This window comes from Planomonospora sp. ID67723 (assembly GCF_015711605.1).
Classification (GTDB): Bacteria; Actinomycetota; Actinomycetes; order Streptosporangiales; family Streptosporangiaceae; genus Planomonospora_A.
The window spans coordinates 877885-899634 of the sequence record NZ_JABTEZ010000004.1 but is presented as its reverse complement, the minus strand read 5'-3'; the positions used below and the strand labels follow the sequence as shown (position 1 = coordinate 899634).

General features: G+C 70.6%; 19 protein-coding genes and 1 pseudogene. 8 read left to right on the top strand and 12 right to left on the bottom strand.

The genetic code is table 11. The annotated features are described in order from the left end of the window. Nucleotides 1-559: 559 nt before the first annotated feature. A pseudogene (locus tag HS041_RS30875) lies at nucleotides 560-1225 on the bottom strand (aminoglycoside 3'-phosphotransferase); the annotation flags it as partial. 675 nt (nucleotides 1226-1900) lie between these two features. Between HS041_RS30875 and HS041_RS30870 the strand changes: the two are divergent. After that, the gene (locus tag HS041_RS30870) at nucleotides 1901-2536 is read left to right on the top strand and encodes a hypothetical protein (protein ID WP_196444329.1); all 636 of its coding nucleotides are present in this window, start codon (nucleotides 1901-1903) and stop codon (nucleotides 2534-2536) included. A 162-nt stretch (nucleotides 2537-2698) separates the two neighbouring features. Here HS041_RS30870 and HS041_RS30865 read toward each other — a convergent pair whose 3' ends face one another. Next, nucleotides 2699-3496, bottom strand: a complete 798-nt coding sequence (locus HS041_RS30865) for an NAD-dependent epimerase/dehydratase family protein (protein WP_196444328.1) — start codon at nucleotides 3494-3496, stop codon at nucleotides 2699-2701. A gap of 232 nt (nucleotides 3497-3728) precedes the next feature. Further along, a complete protein-coding gene (locus tag HS041_RS30860) occupies nucleotides 3729-4235 on the bottom strand; it encodes a carboxymuconolactone decarboxylase family protein (RefSeq protein ID WP_196444327.1) in 507 nt (168 codons plus the stop codon). Between the two features lie 296 nt (nucleotides 4236-4531). On the opposite strand from HS041_RS30860, the gene sigJ reads away from it, so the two are divergent. Then, nucleotides 4532-5476 (top strand): RNA polymerase sigma factor SigJ, encoded by a 945-nt coding sequence (gene sigJ / locus HS041_RS30855; protein WP_196444326.1) that lies wholly within the window; start codon nucleotides 4532-4534, stop codon nucleotides 5474-5476. A 443-nt stretch (nucleotides 5477-5919) separates the two neighbouring features. Next, the gene (locus HS041_RS30850; RefSeq protein ID WP_196444325.1) at nucleotides 5920-6282 is read left to right on the top strand and encodes a hypothetical protein; all 363 of its coding nucleotides are present in this window, start codon (nucleotides 5920-5922) and stop codon (nucleotides 6280-6282) included. A 51-nt stretch (nucleotides 6283-6333) separates the two neighbouring features. On the opposite strand, the gene HS041_RS30845 is transcribed toward HS041_RS30850, so the two are convergent. Both HS041_RS30845 and HS041_RS30840 read right to left on the bottom strand, forming a co-directional pair. Then, nucleotides 6334-7344 carry a phosphotransferase family protein gene (locus HS041_RS30845; protein ID WP_307845524.1) on the bottom strand — a complete coding sequence of 337 codons (1011 nt, stop codon included), beginning with the start codon at nucleotides 7342-7344 and terminating at the stop codon, nucleotides 6334-6336. After that, the gene (locus tag HS041_RS30840) at nucleotides 7341-8531 is read right to left on the bottom strand and encodes an acyl-CoA dehydrogenase family protein (RefSeq protein ID WP_196444324.1); all 1191 of its coding nucleotides are present in this window, start codon (nucleotides 8529-8531) and stop codon (nucleotides 7341-7343) included. Before HS041_RS30840 ends, HS041_RS30845 begins: the two co-directional genes overlap by 4 nt. 52 nt (nucleotides 8532-8583) lie before the next feature. Between HS041_RS30840 and HS041_RS30835 the strand changes: the two genes are divergently transcribed. Continuing rightward, nucleotides 8584-9048 carry a DUF6285 domain-containing protein gene (locus HS041_RS30835; protein ID WP_230879873.1) on the top strand — a complete coding sequence of 155 codons (465 nt, stop codon included), beginning with the start codon at nucleotides 8584-8586 and terminating at the stop codon, nucleotides 9046-9048. A 129-nt stretch (nucleotides 9049-9177) separates the two neighbouring features. Here the strand turns inward: HS041_RS30835 and mctP are convergent, their stop codons facing one another. The 4 genes from mctP to HS041_RS30815 form a co-directional block, all read right to left on the bottom strand. After that, nucleotides 9178-10785, bottom strand: coding sequence for a monocarboxylate uptake permease MctP (mctP, locus tag HS041_RS30830; RefSeq protein WP_307845523.1), 1608 nt, complete (start codon nucleotides 10783-10785; stop codon nucleotides 9178-9180). Between the two features lie 4 nt (nucleotides 10786-10789). Beyond that, a complete protein-coding gene (locus HS041_RS30825) occupies nucleotides 10790-11077 on the bottom strand; it encodes a DUF3311 domain-containing protein (RefSeq protein ID WP_307845522.1) in 288 nt (95 codons plus the stop codon). 61 nt (nucleotides 11078-11138) lie between these two features. Continuing rightward, nucleotides 11139-11780 carry a carboxymuconolactone decarboxylase family protein gene (locus HS041_RS30820; protein ID WP_196444323.1) on the bottom strand — a complete coding sequence of 214 codons (642 nt, stop codon included), beginning with the start codon at nucleotides 11778-11780 and terminating at the stop codon, nucleotides 11139-11141. Beyond that, nucleotides 11780-12334 (bottom strand): VOC family protein, encoded by a 555-nt coding sequence (locus HS041_RS30815; RefSeq protein WP_196444322.1) that lies wholly within the window; start codon nucleotides 12332-12334, stop codon nucleotides 11780-11782. Before HS041_RS30815 ends, HS041_RS30820 begins: the two co-directional genes overlap by 1 nt. 138 nt (nucleotides 12335-12472) lie before the next feature. On the opposite strand from HS041_RS30815, the gene HS041_RS30810 reads away from it, so the two are divergent. Next, nucleotides 12473-13387 carry an SDR family oxidoreductase gene (locus HS041_RS30810; RefSeq protein WP_196444321.1) on the top strand — a complete coding sequence of 305 codons (915 nt, stop codon included), beginning with the start codon at nucleotides 12473-12475 and terminating at the stop codon, nucleotides 13385-13387. 31 nt (nucleotides 13388-13418) lie between these two features. On the opposite strand, the gene HS041_RS30805 is transcribed toward HS041_RS30810, so the two are convergent. The 3 genes from HS041_RS30805 to HS041_RS30795 form a co-directional block, all read right to left on the bottom strand. Further along, nucleotides 13419-14366 carry a helix-turn-helix transcriptional regulator gene (locus HS041_RS30805; protein ID WP_196444320.1) on the bottom strand — a complete coding sequence of 316 codons (948 nt, stop codon included), beginning with the start codon at nucleotides 14364-14366 and terminating at the stop codon, nucleotides 13419-13421. Nucleotides 14367-14375: 9 nt separating this feature from the next. Beyond that, nucleotides 14376-15203, bottom strand: coding sequence for a glycoside hydrolase family 16 protein (locus HS041_RS40250; RefSeq protein ID WP_307845521.1), 828 nt, complete (start codon nucleotides 15201-15203; stop codon nucleotides 14376-14378). Nucleotides 15204-15387: 184 nt separating this feature from the next. Continuing rightward, nucleotides 15388-16995 carry a CocE/NonD family hydrolase gene (locus HS041_RS30795; RefSeq protein WP_196444319.1) on the bottom strand — a complete coding sequence of 536 codons (1608 nt, stop codon included), beginning with the start codon at nucleotides 16993-16995 and terminating at the stop codon, nucleotides 15388-15390. A 202-nt stretch (nucleotides 16996-17197) separates the two neighbouring features. On the opposite strand from HS041_RS30795, the gene HS041_RS30790 reads away from it, so the two are divergent. From HS041_RS30790 to HS041_RS30780, 3 genes are all read left to right on the top strand, one after another. Then, nucleotides 17198-17959 (top strand): SGNH/GDSL hydrolase family protein, encoded by a 762-nt coding sequence (locus HS041_RS30790; protein WP_196444318.1) that lies wholly within the window; start codon nucleotides 17198-17200, stop codon nucleotides 17957-17959. A gap of 292 nt (nucleotides 17960-18251) precedes the next feature. Beyond that, nucleotides 18252-20390: an anthranilate synthase component I gene (locus HS041_RS30785; protein ID WP_196444317.1), complete on the top strand. Its 2139-nt coding sequence runs from the start codon at nucleotides 18252-18254 to the stop codon at nucleotides 20388-20390. 189 nt (nucleotides 20391-20579) lie between these two features. After that, nucleotides 20580-21740, top strand: a complete 1161-nt coding sequence (locus tag HS041_RS30780) for an amidohydrolase family protein (protein ID WP_196444316.1) — start codon at nucleotides 20580-20582, stop codon at nucleotides 21738-21740. Nucleotides 21741-21750 lie beyond the last annotated feature (10 nt).

Sequence of the window (21750 nt, the reverse complement as noted above, 5' to 3'; positions counted from 1 at the left end):
GGGAGAGTAGGTCGCCGCCGGACAATCTTTCATTGAGGGCCCTCGCCTTTTGGCGGGGGCCTTCGTGTTTTCCCGGGGACGTTTCCGGGTGTGTTTCCCGGGGGGGGGTCTCCTCTCCTCCGGCGGGGTGTGGGGTTCTTGCCGGGGCGGCAACCCTGCCCTCGGGAGGGGCTGACGCCCTCCCGAGCGGTGGGAATCCTGGCTCTGACCCACACTGTGTGGAGTGGTGACGGAAGATCATCGTATGGGCAGTCGGAGATGATCCCGTTTCCGTAACGTCGTGCTCATGGGAACGGCCGCGAGGCCAAGTGTGGCGTACTGCTGGGCAGGCGCGGATGCCAGCTGCTTACATCTGTTGTTGCCCTATCTGAATATCCGTGGAGGCGGCCTGTCGAAGCTGTGAGGTGATCTCGGGGCGGGTCAATGGCCGGTATCGCCGTCGTGTTCACGATGTGGCGGCCGCTGGTCGTTGGCGTGGTGGTTGAGCTGGACGTCGCCTGTTTCGTGTGCGGCATCTCGCCGTTTTCCTACTGATCTGAGGCATGATCATCGTCCTGGCTCAGAGAAGCTCGTCCAGGAGCCGGTAGTAGTGCATCCGCTCTTCATCGATGCGATCGACGAGGGCGTAGGCAGAAAGGAATCCCTCCCAGGCCGCCGGGCCGTGGTCCTCGGACAAGTCTCTGTGGGCGATGGCGAGGTCGCGGTACCGGTCGGCCACGCCCAGTGCCGGGACATCGATGATTATGGGTTCTCCCGAGGCGGGCACCAGCACGTTGGAGGAGGTGTAGTCTCCGTGCGCGACGACGAGGTCCTCGACGCGCGGGCGCGTGGCCAGCAGTCGTTCGTAGACCACCTCAGGAGTCAGCCCGAAATGGTCGGAGTCGAAGTCGTCCGGATCCACGAGGCCGTCACGGATATTGGCGCCGGCGTGTTCGAGAACCGCCGGCAGTCGGCCGTCGAAGGGGCACTCGGTGATGGGCAACTCGTGCAGCATGCGCAGCGTCCGGCCCAGCACGGCGCCTACGTCGGCGGGTGCGGCGGCTTCCAGGGACGGAGCGCCCACGTCGGCGGGTGCGGCGGCTTCCAGGGACGGAGCGCCCACGTCGGCGGGTGCGGCGGCTTCCAGGGACGGAGCGCCCACGTCGGCAAGAACGAGAACGGGGTCTTCGAAGGCGACCACCTCAGGGACGGGAACGCGTCCATGAAGCCAGCGCAGTCGCAGGTGCTCGGCTCTGGCGAGGGGGCCGTGCTTGACACCTCAGCCCCGATCAAGTTCGATGAGCCCTCAAGACCGCCCCCTGCACCACCCAAGACCCGCCACATCACGAGCTGGATCCGCCGCTGCCCCGGCAACCTCGACCCCGACGAACTACAGAAACTCGAGAACGTCCTGGCGGCATGCCCCCACCTGGAGGCCCTCTCCGGACACGTCAAGTCCTTCGCCGAGATGATGACCGGACGCCGCGACGACCGCCTCGACCGGGTGATCCACACCCTCCAACCACGATCCACCGCACTCGGGACACGTCACCAACGGGGCCGCCGACCCGTCCTTGATCACCGCTACCCGGGTTCGCGTCCGCACCCGCCACCATCGGTGCAGCGCACGGCAGCCGTCACTGCAGAAGATCGCATCTCGCCGCATCCACCCCGGCAGAGCGTTCCCGCACGTCGGGCAGCGGCGCCCATCGGTCACCGGCACCCCGCCACCATGACCCACCACAGCACCCCGCCAGCAACATCCGGACCGCCGCTCCCTTGAGATGTCTTTTCCACCTGTCGTCGAAGCTCGCCGGGGATCGGCGGACGGCGAAGAGCGCAGGACCGCGCCGACACACCGTAGCGACGGTATAACGATGCTGTCTGAGCGCATGGCCTGAGCGTCATTACGCTGAGGTCTATGGAAGACACGGAGCACGAGTCGTCTGACGGCTCCTACCGATTCTTCGACGAACAGGAGATGTTCGACGCGCTCGACCACGGCACGCCACCGCTTCCGGCGGTTCTCCCAGCCGGCTCGGCTGCGATCGCCGCAGTCGGCCAGTGGGGCCGCTACGGATCGTTGACCGTGGTGCTTCGCGACCCCGAGGACGGCGAACTCTACAGCGACGTCTACCTGCTGACACGCTCAGCGGCCGGACAGTGGCAATACCCCTCTGGTTCCTCGGGAGGCGGCATGCCGGAATGGGTGCTGCACCGGCCGGACGCGCCGCTGCCCGATTGGCACGGCAACAACTTGGTGAACCTGTCGAGCCAGCTCGCCCGTCCCGATACCGAGTGGGTGACCGAGCTGACGGTGATGGCGACGCGACGGATAGCGGCCGTGCAGGTGCACTACGCCGACGACGTCATCGACTTGTCCGTCCCGGCCAGTGGTCTGGTCACCGTGCCGCACGCCATTCGCCATGTCGACGACCGCGCAGAGTTCCGAGGCTTCGACGACTCCGGCGAACTCATCGCCGTTGCGCACTACCAGCCGCTGACCGACGACGACCGCAGATGCAACTGGCCCGATGCCTCGGTGTGGACCGACTGACATACAGATCAGCTCGTCAAAACGATTCTGATCCTTGTCCTTCGGGCCCGCGAATCAGGATGAGAAACGCTCCTTCATCCTCCGATTACCTCACTCAAGATCAACGGTTGTTCAACACCCACTGAAGCATCTCGCCTGGTCAAGGAACCGATCCGGCTGTGGTCACTGGCCGAGCCCATGGAGGAGGGTGTAGTCGGCGGTGGTGTAGTCACCACCCTGAAGCCGATCGTCGGCGAAGTAGCCAGCCGCTTCAGGGATCCGGCCCGCGTAGGCCTCGGCGTCATCGCGGGGACGGTAACCGAGCCGGTCGTCCAACTCCCAGAACCGGCGGGTGTTGGCCGAGACTGCGTACGCGGCCATGAAGGTGACATCCGGCTGCGTCAGCGCGGCCCAGACGAACCCGGCGCAGTCGTACGGACTCAGCCAAGTGGCCAGATGCCGTGGCTGGCTCGGTTCCGGTTCGAGACTCCCGATGCGCAGGCACACCACCTGAAGGCCGAACTTGTCGGCGTACAGGCGGCCCAGAGCCTCCACGGCGACCTTGCTGACGCCGTACAGCCCGTCGGGACGCGGAGGAGTCTCGGCCGAGACCGTCTGCGCGGCCGGATAACAGCCGGTCAACCGGTTGCTGCTGGCCAGCACCACGCGCCGGGTCCCGGTGCGCCGCGCCGCCTCCAGAACGTGGTGGGCGCCCAGGACGTTGGCCTCCAGGAGGTCGGCGAGCGGCGCCTCGTCCGGCACGCCGGCCAGGTGCACGACCGCATCGGCACCTTCGAGGAGCGGTGTCACGTCCTCCACGTCGGACAGGTCGGCTTGGCGGACCTCCTCGTCCGGCCCCAGAGCGGTCAGCGGCACGCGATCAATCGAGATCAGCCCCTGCAACCGACGCCGCAGGGGCTCGCGCAGCACAGACCCGACCAGCCCGGCGGCGCCGGTGAGAACAACCGTTTCCACTGTCATACGCCGGAGCGTGCCACGCCCCACCGACGATTCGGGTATGGGGCAGGCACAGGGAGCCGGCTCCCACGACAGGGGCTGCTGTCCCCATCGAGCGACCGCGATCGTGCAGACGGTCCTCGTCCTGCAGCTCGTCGAAGAGGACCGCTGCCCAAGACGAAAAGCACTCACGCATTCAGCTGACCGTGCTCAGGGTGAGGCACCATTGCATGCCTCACCCTGGCCCTGCAGGGTGTTACTTGTTGTAGTTCTTCCCGGGGGCCTTACCGGGGATCGGCTTGGCGATGAGGGCCACGGGGATGAAGAAGCAGATCTGGCCGATCGCCAGGATGAGCGTCCAGAGGGCCTTGTCGTCGTAGTGGGTGGACGCCCTGGCGTACAACTCGTCGGGGACGCGCTCCCCGAAGGGGTTCGGGGTGAGGACGGCCTCCACGAGCTCCAGCGCGATCCGTTCGGCGGCGCTGAAATAGGGGGCGTCCTGCCATGACGCCACGGCGGAGATGCGCTCCTCTGTTTCCCCGGCCTTGCGGAGGCTGCCGGTTTGCCGGACCGTGTGGTACGTGCTGCCGACGATCTGCCCGGCGCGGAGCTGCACCAGGCTGACGGTGGTCTGCGGAATCGAACCGTTCCGGGTGGCCTTGGTCATGGCTCCGGCGATTGCTGCCACCTCGGGAAAGAACTCGGCGGGGTCGGGCAGACGCGACTGAAGGCTGTCCTGCTCGGTCGTCGTGGGTGTGGACATCGCGGGGTCTTCCTTTCTCAATTTCAGTGGTGTTTTCGAGACTTGTGACCTGGCGAGGTCGGCCCTCCATCACGAAGTGGCCGGCCGCGCGGGGCGACCACACGCTCCGACGCGGGCTTTCCGACAGCGACCCGCATCCCGGCCGGAGTCGCTGAACTCTCCCGCATGCTGGATGGTGTCTCAGGAGTCCGACGACACAACCGCTGGGAATGTGAGGCGATGCGCCCACCTCACATTCCGAGGGGTTGTCTCGTCGAACGGGCGAGGACAACTGCATCGAGGGAGCCGACGACACGATGACCACCCCATCCGAGCCAGGACACACCCGGCCCGATCCGAGCCTGAGCGTGATCATCCGTGAGCGGCGTCAGCTGATCAATCTCGCCTACCGGCTCCTCGGCTCCCTGGCCGATGCCGAGGACGTCGTACAAGAGACGTACGCCCGCTGGTACACCATGTCCCGGCAGCAGCAGGAGGCCATCGAATCCCCCGGCGGCTGGCTGACGACGGTCGCCAGTCGCATCTGCCTCGATCTGCTCGGCTCGGCACGGGCCCGGCGCGAGCGCTACGTTGGCGAGTGGATCCCTGAGCCGCTGCCCGAGCGCACGGAGTGGATCAACACGCGGTCCGGCGGCGCCGCGGTCGACCCGGCTGACCGCGTCACTCTCGACGAGTCGATCAACATGGCCTTCCTCGTCGTACTCGAATCGATGACCCCGGCCGAGCGCGTCGCGTTCGTTCTCCACGATGTCTTCCGCTACTCCTTCGCCGAAGTGGCCGAGATCGTCGGCCGTACCCCGGCGGCCTGTCGTCAGCTGGCCTCCTCGGCCCGCCGCCGCATTCGCGCCTCGCAGACTCCCGCGACTCCCACAAGCCGGCGGGCCGACATCGTCAGGGACTTCAAGCAGGCCTGGGAAGCCAAGGACATCGACGCCCTCATCGGCCTCCTCGACCCCGGCGCCACAATGATCGCCGACGGCGGCGGCCTCGCCAGCACCGTGCTCCGCCCGATCGCGGGCGGCGAGCAGATCGCGCGCTACGCCCTGGCCCTCGCCGGCAGGGCGCCCGACCTGGCGATCCTGGAGCGAACGGTCAACGGTCAGCCCGGTCTGGTGGCTCAGCAGGACGGCGTCACCACGGCGGTGATGGCGTTCGACGTGGCAGGCGACCGGATCACGCGCATCTGGGCAGTGCGCAACCCCGAGAAGCTCCGGCCCTGGACGGCGGGTCAGCGGCTCTGAGAGACCCTCCGCATGGCCGTGTTCGCAAGGTGGGCGTCGTCGAGCCTTCGCCGGCGTACAGCTTGTCCGGGCGCCTCCGACGTGGTCCGCGTCGGGATCGGAGATATGCCCGTGACCGGGGGTCGGAGCTTGGCTGTCTCAGATTGATCACTGTAGCGGGACGACTCGGTACCCTCGGCGGGTGACGACGATCGGGCAGATCTCGCTGGGCGTTACGGATGACGTACGGGCCGGGACGTTCTGGCGTCAGGCCCTCGGATACGTGCGGCGGCCACCGCGTTTCGCGGGTGACGAGTGGGAGGCAGCGCGCCGAACTGTGAGGTCGGTGCGTCACCTCACATTCCCAGCGGTTGTGTCGTCGGACTTCTGAGACACCGTCCAGCACGCAGAGGAGCGTCCTGGTCGCCGTCTTCGCCCGTCCCGCAGCCGTCGAGGAGTCATCCGTGTTCTTGCGTGTCGCGATCATCCTGCAGACCTTGGCCCTCTTCGCCGCGCCGATCACCGCCGGACTGCTGTTGTCCTCGCCCCACGGGCGGGCTTTGCACAGCGCTGCGGCGTACGGGGTGTTCGCCGTGGCGCTGCTGCACCTGGTCGCCGCGATCTTGGTGTGGCGGCCGGGCGGTGGATCACCCAGGCCCATCCTGTACGCGGTCGGGTTCCTGGGGCTCACGCTGGCGCAGACAGCACTGGGCATCGCGCAGGTGAAGACCCTGCACGTCCCATTGGGCGTGCTGTTGTTCGGCATGAGCGTCCTTCAGCTGAGCCGGGTCTCAGTCAGGCCTCGGCCGGTCGCCGCGCTCACGTGACACCCGGCCACCTTGATCGCCTATGGGTTGCGGGCGGGCATCACCGGTCGCTCACCGGAGCAGGCGCAGCAGATCCCATTCGGTCTCGCAGACGCGACGGCCGATCGCGGCCAGCTCGACCGACCGGGCGCCTGCGCTCAGATGCCGCATGGCCTGCATGACGCAGATGACGCCCCACTTGAGCACGGAGAAGGCCTCCCACCAGCGCAGCGCCTCCGGATCCACCCGGTGTCCGCCTGCCTTCTCGTAGGCCCCGACGAGCTCGGCGTACTCGCCGAACCCGCCGACCGGCGGTAGCGACCCGAACCGCCACGGCTTCGCGCACAGCCATCCGAGATCCTCCATGGGATCTCCCGCGTGGGCCAGTTCCCAGTCCAGCACCGCCCTGACGCCTTCGGGACCGATGATGAGGTTGCCGTTGCGGAAGTCGCCGTGCACGACGGTGGTCCGCCCGCTCGCGGGCCGGGAGGCGGCCAGGCGGCGGAAGGCGAGCTCGAAGACCGGGTGCGGCTGCCCGGTCAGATCCAGCAGGTCACGCCATGTCGTCAGCGGGTCGTCCGGTACGGCCTGCGGGCCCGGACCCGGGGGCAGGCAGGAGAGCGGCATGCGGTGGATCGCGGCCAGGATCTCTCCGCACCGGGCCGCCAGCCGGGGGCGTGCGGCGGCGAACGCCTCATCCCGCAGGATCTTGCGGGGGATCGTCTCCCCGGCCACCCGGGCCATCAGGACGTGCGCATCACCGGCCGACAGGATCCGGGGCACCGGAACACCCGCCGTTGCGGCGGCCCGCATCAGCGCGGCCTCCCGGGCCAGCCCGATCCCCGCCCCCGGAGGGGAGCCGGGGGAGTCGAGGCGCAGGACCAGCTCGCGGGTGACCCCGGCGGAATCCACCGCGTCGAGGGCCCAGGTCTCGCGGGACGCTCCGCCCGGCAACCGCACGCTCGCGGTGATCACCGTCCCCTCGCCGAGGGCCCCGGCGACGATGACCGCCCTGCGCGCCGCTCCGGGCCCGTCCGCCGCTCCGGCGCCGGGACCGTCCACCGTCCTGGACCCATCCGTCACCGCAGGCCGAACTCCCAGTTGCCGCCGGCGGCGTACTCGCCGAGGATCCGGCGGCCGACCGAGTCGATGTGCACCTCGTCCGGGCCGTCGTAGACACGCGCGGCGCGGGCGTGCCGGTACATCCGGTCCAGGGGGGTGTCGGGCGTCAGGCCCGCGGCGCCGTACACCTGGACGGCCCGGTCGATCACGTTGTGCAGCATGCGCGCGCCGGCCACCTTGACCGCGCCGATCTCCACCCGCGCCTGCTCCCCCCGGTCGATCGCCTGGGCGGCGTGCAGGGTCAGCAACCGGGCCGACTGGATCTCGGTGTAGGAGTCGAACACGTGCTGGCGCATCAACTGCTTGTCCGCCAGCGGCCGGCCGAAGGCGCTGCGGTCGTGCAGGCGGCGGCACATCAGGTCGAAAGCCCGCTGGGCCTGGCCGAGCCAGCGCATGCAGTGGAAGATCCGGCCCGGGCCCAGCCGCCGCTGGGCGATGACGAACCCCTGACCGCGCGGGCCGAGCAGGTTGGCGGAGGGGACGCGGACGTTGTCGTAGCGGACCTCGCAGTGGCCGCCGTCCAGGCCCAGCACCGGAGTGTCGCGGACGATCGTGTATCCGGGCGTGTCGGTCGGCACGAGGATCATCGAGAAGGCCAGGTGCGGCGGGGCGTCCGGCTCGGTTCGGCACATGACGGTGGTGTAGGCGGCCCGGTTCGCGCCGGTGGTGAACCACTTGTGGCCGTTGATCACCCACTCGTCGCCGTCCAGCACGGCCGAGGTCCGCAACTGGGTGGGGTCGCTGCCGGAGACGGCGGGCTCGGTCATCGCGAAGCTCGGCCAGATCTCCGCCCGGACCAGCGGCGCCAGGAAGCGCTCGCGCTGCTCGGGACCGGCGAACTCGTGGAGCATCAGCGAGTCCTGCAGGGTGAACGTGCCCAGCGCGAGCTGGCCGAACTCGCTGCGCCCCTGGACCTCGTTGACGTAGACGTAGTCGAGGAAGGGCAGGCCTCCGCCGCCCAGTTCGGCCGGGTGGCCCAGAGCCCACAGGCCCTCTTTCCTCGCCTCCTCCTGGAGTGCGCGCAGGACCGTCCCGGCCCCGGGGCCGCCGCGGTGCAGGACGTCCTCGGCGGGTTCGACGCGTTCGGTCACGAAGGCGTGGACGGCGTCGCGGAGCGGGCGCACGCTGTCGGGGACGGCGAAGGTCATGCAAGGATCTCACCCGACATTCGTTGCAGGGTCAACGGGTAAGGAGTTCCTTATGTCGGAGGGAAGGGCGGCGCGGGATCACCGCGGCGCGGCGCGGCGGGAGCCGGCGGGCCCGGAGGACGGCACGCCGCCGGATCCGCGGAAGGCTCTGCGCCGGGACCCTCGGGACCCGTCCCCGCCCGCCGGTCCCCACGACGTCCCGTCGGCGGCCCGGCTCGTGGCCGCGGTCCGCGACTTCCTGGAGAGCGACGTGCTCCCCGCGGTCGAGGGCCGGGTCCGCTTCCACACCCGGGTCGCGGTCAACGTGCTCGGGATGGTCGAGCGGGAGCTCGAGCTCGGGCCGGAGCAGGCCGTCGCCCACGCGGACCGCCTGAGCGGGCTCGGTTTCGCCTCCGAAGCCGAGCTCGCCGCCGCCGTCCGCGAAGGGCTGGACCACCCCGCCCTGGTCGCCGCCCTGACCGAGGCCGTGCGCGACAAGCTCGCGGTGGCCAACCCCGCCTACCTCGACGGTGGATGACCGGACGGTGGATGACCGGCGGCCCCGGGGAGGCCGCTCCCTCGCCGTTCCTCACGACGTCCGGTACGGCCCTCGCACGCCGGTACGGCTCGCGCCGCCACCGTCAGGCGCGAGCCGTACCGGAGGATCTCAGTGGGCCTTGGGGGACCCGGGGGTGAGGTCGAGGTCCTTGATGCGGGGATCGCCCTCGTCGGCGAGGTAATGGTCGGGGCGGGTGGTGTCGCCGCCGTCGGCCATCTTCAGCGCGCGGGCGGCGACCGTGCCCAGAGCGGCGACGGCCAGGTTCACGGCCAGGGCCAGGACGCCCGCGTAGATGGTCATGCTGGTGTCGAAGCCGAGGTTCTTCAGCGGGAAGGCCGATCCGGCGAAGTGCAGTTTGCCGGTGACCGGGTTGCCGATGTTGTACAGCAGGACCATGCCCGCGGTCATGCCCGCGACCCAGCCGGCGATCAGGCCGCCGCGGTGGAACCAGCGGGTGTACAGGCCCAGCGCCACGGCCGGGAGCGTCTGCAGGATGATGACGCCGCCGATGAGCTGCAGGTCGATGGAGAAACCGGTGTCCAGGAACAGGATGCAGGCCACCGCGCCGACCTTGACCAGCAGCGAGGTGATCTTCGAGACGCGGGCCTCGTCGGCGTCGCTCGCATCCCGCTTGATGTACTCCTTGTAGATGTTGCGGGTGAACAGGTTCGCCGCGGCGATCGACATGATCGCGGCGGGGACCAGCGCGCCGATGCCGACCGCGGCGTAGGCGACGCCGGTGAACCAGTCGGGGAACATCTGGTCGAACAGCCGCGGCACGATCGTGTTGTTGTCCTTGCCGATCGGCGTGGTCCCGGCCGCGATGGCCATGTAGCCCAGCAGCGCGATCAGGCCGAGCAGCAGGCTGTAGGCCGGGAGCGCGGACATGTTCCGCTTGATCACGTCGCGGTTCCTGGAGGCCAGCACGCCGGTGACGCTGTGCGGGTAGAGGAACAGCGCCAGCGCCGAGCCGAAGGCCAGCGTGATGTACTGCAGCTGGTTGTTGGCGTTGAGCAGGATGCCGTCGCCCGGGGCGGGGGTCGCGGCGAACTTCTCCTGGGCCGCGTCGAAGATCGCACCCCAGCCGCCCAGTTTCGCCGGGATGACGATGATCGCGACCAGGATCACGATGTAGATCAGCGTGTCCTTGACGAAGGCGATCAGCGCCGGGGCGCGCAGGCCCGACTGGTAGGTGTAGGCGGCCAGGATCGCGAACGCGATGATGATCGGCAGGTGGCCGGTCACGCCCATCGCCTTCAGCACGGCCTCGATGCCGACGAGCTGCAGCGCGATGTACGGCATGGTCGCCACGATGCCGGTGACCGCCACCAGCAGTGCCAGGGTCGGGGAGCCGAACCGGGCGCGGACGAAGTCGGCCGGGGTGACGAAACCGTGGACGTGCGAGACCGACCAGAGCCGGATCAGCACCAGGAACACCATCGGATAGATCACGATCGTGTACGGCACCGCGAAGAAGCCCATCGCGCCCGCCCCCCAGAGCAGGGCGGGCACGGCCACGAATGTGTAGGCGGTGTAGAGGTCGCCGCCGATCAGGAACCAGGTGATCCACGAGCCGAAGTTCCGGCCGCCCAGGCCCCACTCGTCCAGGCTGGCCAGGTCCGTCGGCCGGCGCCAGCGTGCGGCCACGAATCCCATGCCGCTGACCAGCAGGAACAGGAAGGTGAAGACGATGATCTCGGTCAGGTGCTCCTGCACGGTGTCACCGCCCCCGCTTGGTCATCTGGTAGACGACCGTGGTGCAGGCGACGCCGACCGCGATGAAGGCGAGCTGGAGCCAGTAGAACAGCGGGAAACCGAACAGGCGCGGTTCGTCGGAGTTGAACAGGAAGGGCAGCAGGGGCAGGACGATCGGCACGACGAGCAGCCAGTTCCACGGGCTGCGGTCGCTCCGGTCGCCGTTCGGCACGGTCAACACGGTCTCCCAGGTCTGCGAGAGGGCCGGCCCGGGTGGGGCCGGCCCGTTCGGGTTGACCGGCAGAGTAATCACGGGCCTGTTTCATTGCGGTCACCGAGCGCCGAGCGGGCCCGTTGGCGCGACGAACGGTCGGTCAGCCGCCCGCGAGGACGTCGTCGACGATGTCGCGGGTGCCGTACCCCTCGGGTGCGTCCACTTCGACGACCGGTTCGGGCCGGTCGTCGAATTCCAGGCGCAGTGCCCTTGACATGGTCGCGTGCATTTCGTAGAGGCAGGTGATGTAGGTGAGCTCCAGGATCTCCTCGTCGGGCAGGCGGGCCTTCAACGCCGCGAAGACCTCGTCGTGCACCCGGCCGCCATCCAGCACCAGCCCGTCGGTGTAGGCCAGCACCGCCCGCTCCAGCTCGTCGAAGTGCGGGCTGACCTGCCAGTGGGCGACCGCCTGCACCTTCTCCTCCGGTACTCCGAGCGCCCGGAGCTGCTTGCAGTGCTGGGAGAAGACGAACCGGCTGCCCCGCGCCCACCCGGCCCGGCACTGGCCCAGCTCGCGCAGGACCGGGTCGAGCCGGGCCTCGCGGTAGAGCTGGAAACCCTTCACGCAGTGCTTGAGGATCACCGGGTGCAGGGCGAAGACCGTCCACCAGTCACCGGGGGAGCCGGTCGCGGTGCCCGGTTCGGCGACCGGGTCGCGGTCGGCGCCGAAGAGGCGGTCGTAGAAGAACAAGGTCAGCGGGTCGGTGACCTGGTCGCGGGGGACCTGGCGCAGGCGCGGCATCACAGGGTCCTGTCGGCGGCGGTCTTCGGCTCGTGCCGCACGTCTCCGGGCCGGTCGAGCGCGCGCGTCCACGCGGCGAACTCCACCAGGACGCCGTCGGGGTCCTTGAAATAGATCGACCGGACGAACACGCCCTCCTGCATCCCCGGCGCGATGCCGAACTCGCTGTCGTCGTGGTTGAGGATGACCCCGACGTCCACGCCCTTGGCGATGAGCTTGTCGCGGTACTCCTCGATCTTCTCCGGCGCCACGTCGAAGGCGATGTGGTTCATCGAGCCGACCGCCGAGAGCAGCTCGCCCCGGTCGGGCAGGTTCTTCGGCGCCGAGACCCCGGGGACCGGCTCGGGGGCGTCGGGGAACCAGAAGAACGCCAGCGCGTTGCCGCCTCCGCAGTCGAAGAAGAAGTGCTGGCCCCAGCCCATCGGCAGCTCGATCGTCTTGATCAGCGGCATGCCCAGGACGCCGGAGTAGAAGTCGACGGTCTGTTTCATGTCCGAGCACACCAGCGCGACGTGGTTGACCCCGCGCAGCTCGAACTCGCTGTTGTCGCCCATGGTCTCCTCGCTCCTCGAAGTAATGAACTACTTATCACACGGCGGCGGCTGCGGGGATGGGCCGTGACGGCTGATGCGGGTTCGGAGCTTCGGAAAACATGACATGAGGTGTCCTGTTTCCCCGGCAGCATCATGGCCATGGATACGACGCTGAAGGGAAAGATCGCCCTGGTCGCCGGGGCGACGCGCGGAACGGGACGGGCCATCGCCGTGGAGCTGGGCGCGGCCGGGGCGACGGTCTACTGCACCGGCCGCAGCACGCGCGAGGGGCGCTCGGAGATGGACCGGCCGGAGACCGTCGAGGAGACCGCCGAGCGGGTGACGGAGGCCGGCGGCGAGGGCATCGCCGTCCGGGTGGACCACCTGGACCCCGAGCAGGTCAGGACGCTGGTGGAGCGGATCGACCGCGAGCACGGGCGGCTCGACGTCCTGGTCAACGACATCTGGGGAGGCGACCATCTCACGGCCTGGAACACACCGATCTGGGAGCACCCCCTCGACGACGGCCTGCGCATGCTCCGCCTGGGGATCGACACCCACCTCATCACCAGCCACCACGCCCTGCCCCTGCTGATCAGGAACCCGGGCGGCCTGCTCGTCGAGATCACCGACGGCACCGTGGAGTACAACTCCGCCAACTACCGGCTGTGCACCTTCTTCGACCTGGCCAAGGTCGCGGTGAACCGGCTGGGCTTCTCGATGGCCCACGAACTGCGCCCGCACGGCTGCACCGCGCTCTCCCTCACCCCGGGATGGCTGCGCTCGGAGGCGATGCTGGAAGGCTTCGGCGTCACCGAGGAGAACTGGCGCGACGCCATCGCCAAGCAGCCGGACTTCGTGATCTCGGAGTCGCCCGCCTTCACCGGGCGCGCGGTGGCCGCCCTGGCCGCCGATCCGGAGCGGGAGCGCTGGTCGGGGCAGTCGCTCTCCAGCGGACAGCTCGCCCGGGAGTACGGCTTCACCGACATCGACGGCAGCCGCCCGGACGCCTGGGGCTACATCACGGCGAAGGAGTCCGGAGAGGGGCCCGTCGACGCCGCCGGCTACCGCTGACACCGGGCGGCCGCCCAGCCGTACGGGGAGGTCAGCCGTACAGGGAGTGCATGCGGACGGCGGCCTCGGCCAGGAGGGCGCGCAGCTCGGGCGGGTCCAGGACCTCCGCGTCCGGGCCGAAGCGCAGCACCTGGCCGTAGGCGACCTCACGGGACTCGACGGGCAGGCGGACCGTGACCCGGCCCTGCCCGTCGGGCGGCTGCGCGGAGGCCAGGGCCTCTTCCAGGGCGGCGGGGTCGGCGACGAAACGCAGCAGGCGCTGCCCGTACGGGCTGAGCCGCAGGGTGACGTGCTCCCTCAGCAGGGAGCGGGTGAACTCCACGGCCCGCTCGGCCCAGAAGGCCGCCAGGTCGAAGTCCCGGTCACGCTCGAAGCGCCGGTCGGGATGGGGGACGACGTCGCCGAAGCGGTCCACCCGGTAGATCGCCGTGCGGGTGGCTAGGTACCAGATCCCGCCCTTGAGCACCAGCCCGTACGGCTCCAGCGTGCGCTCGGCCTCACGGTAGCGGGCGGTCACAGGGTGGTCGCCCCACACCGCCCTGGCCAGCGGGGCCAGGGCCGGCGGCGGAGGGCGCTCGCTGGCGAACCAGCCGGGGGCGTCGAGGTGGAAGCGCTGCGCGGCCGTCGCGGGGGCGTCGCGCAGGCTGGGGGAGAGCGCCGCGGCGGCCTTCAGCCTGGCGGTGGCCGCGACCTCGCCCAGCCCCATCTCGCGCATCGCCCCGGGCACTCCGGACAGGAACAGCGCCTCGGCCTCGGCCCGGTCCAGGCCGGTCAGACGCGTGCGGTAGCCCTCCAGCAGCCGGTAGCCGCCGCCGCGCCCCCGCTCGGCGTAGACCGGGACGCCCGCCTCCGACAGGGCGAGCACGTCCCGGTGCACGGTCCGCTCCGAGACCTCCAGCTCCCGGGCCAGCGCGGCGGCGGTCATGCCGCCGCGCGACTGCAGCAGCAGGACCAACGACATCAACCTCGCCGCCCGCACCGGACGACCTTAACGCCCGGCCGGCCGGTAGCCTCTGACGTAGTCCACGGTGAACCGCTTGGGGTAGGGACGCCCGCGCTCGGGCGACCCGTCCTCCTCGGGGAACTCGTAGATGTTGAGCATGAGCTGCATGGGATAGGCGGGCGACTGGCGTACCGTCCTGACGTGCCGCCCGTCGACGAAGAAGGCGACATGGCGGGGGGTCCACTCGGCGGTGTAGACGTGGAACTCCCGGGCGTCGATGGGGAGGGTCTCCACCGTGAAGTCATCGGTGATCGCCGGGTCGTCGAAGGGGTGGACGCCCATGCCGATCCGGGCGCTGTCCGGGCCGACGTCGCGGCCGAAGATCTCGCAGACGCAGATCTCCGCCGAGCGCTCCGGCTCGTCCTCGTAACCGATCATCCACAGGGCGACCATGGACCGCGGGTCGTCGGTCGCCCTGGCGCGCAGCTCGACCAGGCCGTACTGGGGGGTGTAGAGCCGGACGTTGCGCTGCGCCTCGCGGACGACCGCCTCGGGGCTGCGCCCGTGCTGCCCGATGGAGCTGCCCACGGGCCCGGCGAAGACACCGGTCTGCAGGGACGAGACACGCAGCCCCCCGTCGAGCTCGGGGCACCAGGGTGCCTGGTCCTCCTCGATGAGCAGGTGCAGCAGGCCGTCGCCGATCTCGTACCGGGCGGCGGAGGCGGCACGGCTGCTCCACTGGGGCAGGTAGTGGGGGATCCAGCGGGTCTCGTCGAGCCGGTCGCCGTCGAAGCGGTCCTCGAACTCGAGCTCGTAGCCGGCCTTCGTGACCGGATCGAGCCCGTCCGCCCGGTCCTCTTCCGTCGCCGTCACGATCGGCCCGCCTCTCGTCCGCCCGGACCCATCCGCGTCCCGGCCCCGTCCACGTCACCCGGTCCGCTCACCCGCGGCCGCACGGGCACGCGGAGCCTTCGCCCTCCGGGAACGCCGATCCTCTCATGAGTCCTGAAAGTCATGAAAAGTAATGAATGGGGGAGGGGGACGACCCCGGTACGGCTCAGCGGGGGACGAGGGGCAGCACGACGGCCGAGGGGCGGGACGGGTCGTGGAAGATCTCCTGGTCGGCGGCGACCATGGCGCGGCCGGTGCCGAGCGGGTCGCCGGTGCCGAGGTTGCGGGCGATGCGGGGATAGGCTCCGCTCGTCACGTGGACCCGGATCCGGTGGCCGAGGCGGAAGCGGTGGCCGATCGGCCAGAGCTCCACCTCCACCCGGCGCACCCCGTCGGCGTCGGCCACGGACGCCCCGGGGGTGAGCCGTCGCACGCCCTCGCACACGTTGAGGGACGTCCCGTCCGGATGCACGTCGCAGACCCGCACGACCACGTCGGTGTGGCCGGTGCTGGAGCGCAGATAGATCTCGGCGGACACCGGGCCGACCATGTCGGTGTCCTGGCGCAGCTCGGGACCGGTGTAGACGAGCACGTCGCGCCGGGCCTCCAGCCGCCGGTTGTCGCGCGGCCGGGAGTCGCCCAGCAGCACCGGGCCGCCCAGCGCCGGGGTGGGATGCGCGGGGTCGTAGCGGTAGCGGTCCGGCTCCGACTCCACCGGGTTCTCCGGGGCGAGGGCGAAGTCCGGCCGCAGGTGCCAGCGCTGCTCCCGCATGCCGGGCACCGGCCAGTCCGGATAGTCGCGCCACTCCTCGGCGCCGGTGACGTAGAGCCGGACCGGCAGTTCCCGCAGCTTCGAGGGGTCGCCGAGCAGGTGGGCCCGGAACCAGGCCAGCGCGTCGGTGTTGGCCGCCCGCATCTGCCGCATGTCGGCGTGGTACCACGGCCCGATCGTCAGCTGCGGACGCCGTCCCGCGGCCCGCATCGCCGCATAGTCCTTCACCTGCCACGGCAGGAAGACGTCGTACCAGCCGCCGACCATGGTGACCTCGGCCTGGACCTCGCCCACCGAGGAGGAGAAGTCGCGCCTGCCCCAGTAGGCGGCAGGATCGGCGTGGTGGGCCAGCAGGTCCTGGAAGAACGGCATGCCCCGCCCCGCCGAGAGCACGTCCAGCTCGCCGAGGGGGCGTCCCGACAACGCCGCCCGCCGGGTCCTGCGCGGGGCCAGCAGCGCGCCGGCGCCGCCGAGCGGGCTGCCCATCGAGGCGGTCAACGTGGTCCAGATCAGTGACGACTCCAGCGCGAACGCCCCGCCCACGTAGGCGGCGTCGCGGAACTGCGAGGCGGTGACGGAGGTGGCCATGGCCTTGAGCTCCGGCCCGGCGAACGGGGCGACCGCCCACTGCGTGTAGCCGAGGTAGGAGGGGCCGTGCATGGCCAGGCTCCCGCCGTACCAAGGTTGCTCGCGCAGCCAGGCGAGGGTGGCCAGGCCGTCGTCGTGTTCGTCGCCGAGGGGGTCGAGCAGGCCTCCCGAGCCGAATCCGCCCCGGCAGCTCTGCATCACGACCTGGAAGCCCTGGCGGGCGAAGGCGCGGCCGTACATGAGCCCGAAGACCCCGCGCCTGCCGTACGGCGAGCGGACCAGGATCGTGGGCGGCCGGACCGCGCCGACCGGGATGTGGCGGTCGGCGAGCAGGACGACCCCGTCGGGCATGGGAACCGGCAGGTCGCGCTGGACCGCCACCCGGTGGGCGGTCCGCGGCCAGGTGATCGCCATGTGTCCTCCCGCGCCGGTACCTACTTACTGGTAACAGAACCGGGGTCGCTCTGGCCAGCACCCCTGGGTGTGATGAGTGTCATTTTTCCCTTTTGGTCAGGTCATATGGTCGGATTTCGCCGGTGTTCCGTTCCTGCGGAAGGCCCGGGATCGCGGGCCTACGGTCGCGTAGGGGGCGATCCGCGCGGCAGACTGTCGCGACATGTCAGTGATCACCTCGTATGTCGCTCTTGGGGACAGCTTCACCGAGGGCTTGAACGACCACCTTGACGGCGACCGCTACCGGGGCTGGGCCGACCGGCTGGCGGAAAGGCTGGCCGCCGACGCCCCGGAACTGCGCTACGCCAACCTCGCGATCCGGGGCCGCCTCATCCGGCAGATCCTGGCCGAGCAGGTGCCGCAGGCCGAGGCCCTCGCGCCCGACCTGATCTCCGTGTGCGCCGGCGGCAACGACATCCTGCGCCCGGGCAGCGACCCCGACGCGATCGCCGCGCTGCTGGATGCCGCCGTGGGCCGGCTGCGCGCCACCGGCGCCCGGGTGATGGTCTTCACCGGTTTCGACCTCCGGCAGGTGCCGGTGATGCGCCTCGTCCACCACAAGATCGCTGTCTACAACCTGCACATCCACGACATCGCCGCCCGGCACGGCTGCGCGCTCGTGGACCTGTGGGCGATGCACGTCCTGCGCGACCGCCGGGCCTGGAGCGAGGACCGTCTCCACCTGTCGGCCGACGGGCACCGCAGGATCGCGCTGCGCGCCGCCGAGGTCCTCGGGCTGGAGGCCGGGGAGGACTGGCGGGAGCCGTACCCGCCGCTGACCCCGGCCGTCTGGACCGAGGCCCGCCGGGAGGACCTGCGCTGGGCCCGGAGCTTCCTCGGGCCCTGGATCAACCGCCGTCTGCACGGCCGCTCCTCCGGCGACGGCCTGGACGCCAAGCGGCCAGATCTCGCCCCGCTGAGCTGAGGCCCGGCCGCAGCAGGACCCGTCTCGGCCTGCGCGGCCTCCTCGGCGGCCTGGCCCCGCTGACCGGGCGGGCCTGACGGCGCTCCCACCGTGCGGTGAGTCGCGTTGCACGGTCGTGCCCGGCGCCGGTACGCTGAACCACATGCGATCCTCCGATACCCTTCAGTGGTGGCGCCGCTTCTAGGCGGCGCGGGTTTCGCATACGCGAGCAGACGGACGGCCGCCCGGGGAGGCGGCCTTTTCTGCGTCCGTCCCCTGGGCATCAGGAAAACCGACAAGGGGCGAGACAGCAGTGGAGACGAGCGGATATACCACCGCCGGTGGCATCGGGGTCGAGGTCTCGACGGCCGACGTGCCGGAGACCGTGCTCGGCGACGTCGTCAGCACGCTCGGCGAGCGGCGCGGCGGCGTCCTCTCCTCCGGGATGGAATATCCCGGCCGCTACAGCCGATGGCACCTGGCCTACGTCGACCCCTGCCTGGAGATCGTGGCCAGGGGACGCAGGATCGCCGCCCGAGCGCTGAACGCCCGGGGCCGGGTCGTGCTGCCCGCCGTGACCTCCTGCCTGCTCGCCGCGGGCGAGCCCACCGCGGAGCCGACGGCCGACCACGTCGAGGTGTACGTCGCCGAGTCCGATGAGATCCTCCCGGAGGAGATGCGCAGCCGCCGCCCCACGGTCTTCACCGCGATCCGCGAGGTCATCGCCGCGTTCAAGGGCGACGACGAGCACCTGGGCCTGTACGGCGCCTTCGGCTACGACCTGGCCTTCCAGTTCGAGCCGATCCGGCAGGCGCTGACCCGGCCGGAGGACCAGCGCGACCTGCTACTGCACCTGCCCGACCGGATCATGGTGATCGACCGCAAGCGGGAGACCAGCAGGGAGTACCTCTACGAGTTCACCGTGAACGGCGTCTCCACCCGCGGCCTGCCCCGCGAGGGCGAGGTCGTCCCGCTCCCGTCGGCCCCCGCCGAGATTCCCGCCGATCCGGTCAAGGGCTCCTACGCCAAGGTCGTCGCCGCGGCCAAGGAGAAGTTCGTCCGCGGCGACCTGTTCGAGGTCGTCCCCGGCCAGGTCTTCCACGCGCCCTGCACCGACCCGGCCGCGTTCTACCGGGGCCTGCGCAAGGCCAACCCCGCTCCGTACGAGTTCCTGTTCAACCTCGGCGAGGGCGAGCACCTGGTCGGCGCCTCCCCGGAGATGTACGTCCGGGTCAGCGGCGACCGGGTGGAGACCTGCCCGATCTCCGGCACCATCGCCCGGGGCAGCAACCCGGTCGAGGACGCCGACGCCATCCGCACCCTCCTGTCCAGCGTCAAGGAGGAGTCGGAGCTGACCATGTGCACCGACGTGGACCGCAACGACAAGTCCCGCATCTGCGTGCCCGGCAGCGTCCAGGTCATCGGCCGCCGCCAGATCGAGATGTACTCGCGGCTGATCCACACCGTGGACCACATCGAGGGCCGTCTGCGCCCGGGGTTCGACGCGCTGGACGCCTTCCTCACCCACATGTGGGCCGTCACCGTCACCGGTGCGCCCAAGACCTGGGCCATGCAGTTCATCGAGGACCACGAGGACACCACCCGCCGCTGGTACGGCGGCGCGGTCGGCTACATCGGCTTCGACGGCTCGATGAACACCGGCCTGACCCTGCGCACCGCGCAGATCAAGAACGGCGTCGCCATCGTGCGGGCCGGAGCCACGCTCCTGTTCGACTCCGACCCCGACGCCGAGGAGCGGGAGACCGAGCTCAAGGCCAGCGCCCTGCTCGGCGCGCTCGCCGCCGTCGGCGCACAGGCCGCCGAGGCCGTCCCCGAGCCGGTGGCCGAGCGGCCGGGCGAGGGGATGAAGGTCCTGCTCGTCGACCACGAGGACTCCTTCGTCAACACCCTGGCCGACTACTTCCGCCAGCAGGGCGCCGAGGTCGTCACCCTCCGGCACGGCTTCCCGATCGAGCTGATCGACGAGATCGCGCCGTCGCTCGTGGTGCTCTCGCCCGGCCCCGGCTGGCCGTCGGACTTCGGCCTGCCCGCGCTGGTCGACGAGCTCTACGCCCGCGAGCTGCCGGTCTTCGGCGTCTGCCTGGGCCTGCAGGGCATGGTCGAGCAGGCGGGCGGCACGCTGGAGCTGCTGTCCTATCCCGAGCACGGCAAGCGCGGGCAGGTCAAGCGGCTGGGCGACAGCGCGCTGCTGGAGGGGCTCCCCGACGAGTTCACCGCGGCCCGGTACCACTCGCTGCACGCCAAGCAGCCGGGAGTGACCGGCTTCGCGGCCACCGCTCTCACGCCGGACGGCGCGGTCATGGCGATCGAGGACGTGGAACGGCGCCGCTTCGCCGTACAGTTCCACCCTGAGTCGATCCTCACCGCGGAGGGCGGGGCCGGGGAGAAGATCATCGCCAATGTGCTGCGGCTCTCCAAGGCGGCGGGCTGAAACGGCGGCACCATCGAAACCGCTGCCGATCGCGGGCCGGGGCACCGGCGGGGCCGGAGTGACACCGGTCCCGCCCGTCGATCCGAAACGGCGGCGTGATCACACCGGGTAGTCGTAGAGTGCTCCTGACGTGAACTGCGGGCGGGCCGGCGGACCGGCCCGCCCGCAGCCGTGTGAGAGGAGCCCGCGATGCGACCGGAAGACGTCCTGCCCGCCGAGCTGCCAGGCGGGCTGCCCGACCTGGTCATGGAGGCACTGCTGGCACCGCTCGTGGACCACCACTGCCACGGCGTGCGCCGGGACGACCTGGTCCGGGCCCAGTTCGAGCTGCTGATCACTCCGGCGGGCGCCCCGGCCCCGCCCGGCACCACCCACTTCGACACGCCCACCGGCGCCGCGATCCGCCGCTGGTGCGCCCCGGTCCTCGACCTGGAGCCGCACGCGCCTCCGACCGTCTATCTGACCCGCCGCGCCGAGCTCGGCCCGGCCGAGGTCAACCGGCGGCTGCTGCGCGAGGCCGGCGTCGTGACCTTCCTGGTCGACACCGGCTCGGGCGGCCCGGACCTGCTCTCGGCGGCCGAGTTGGGCAGGCTCGGCGGGGCGACGGCCGACGAGATCGTCCAGATCGAGCAGACCGAGGAGGAGGTCGCCGAGACCGCCGGCTCCGGCGTCGCCTACATCTCCACCCTGGAGACGGAACTCGCCGCCCGGGCGGCCAGGGCCGTCGCCCTCACGTCGGTCATCGCCCGCCGGCACGGGCTGGACTTCGACCCGGCCCGCCCGAGCAGGGGCTCGGTGATCGCGGCGGCCAACCGGCGGCTGACCGACCCCAAGGAATCGCTCACCGACCCGGTGCTCCTGCGCCACCTGCTCTGGACGGCCGTGGACGCGGCCAGGGAACGCAACCTGCCGCTGCGGTTCCACACGGGTCACGGCGGTCCCGACCTGGACCCGCACCGCGCCGACCCGGCGCTGATGACCGGCTTCATCCGGGCGCTCCAGCCGATCGGGGTGCCGGTCGTCCTGCTGCACTGCTACCCGTTCCACCGCCAGGCCGCCCATCTCGCCGCCGTCTTCCCGCACGTCTACGTGGACGTCGGCGTCGCGCTGACCGGGTCGGCCACCGTCATGGGCGAGTTGCTGGAGCTCGTCCCCTTCCACAAGCAGCTGTTCGGCTCCGGCGCCCGGGGCGTTGCCGAGACCTGCCACCTCGGCGCGCTCCACTACCGGCGCGGCCTGGCCAGGGCCCTGGCGGCACGGCTGGCGGCCGGCGAGTGGAACGCCTCCGACGCGGCCCGGGTGGCCCACATGGCGGGATCGGGCAACGCCCGCCGCGTCTATCGCGTGTGATCGCATTTCC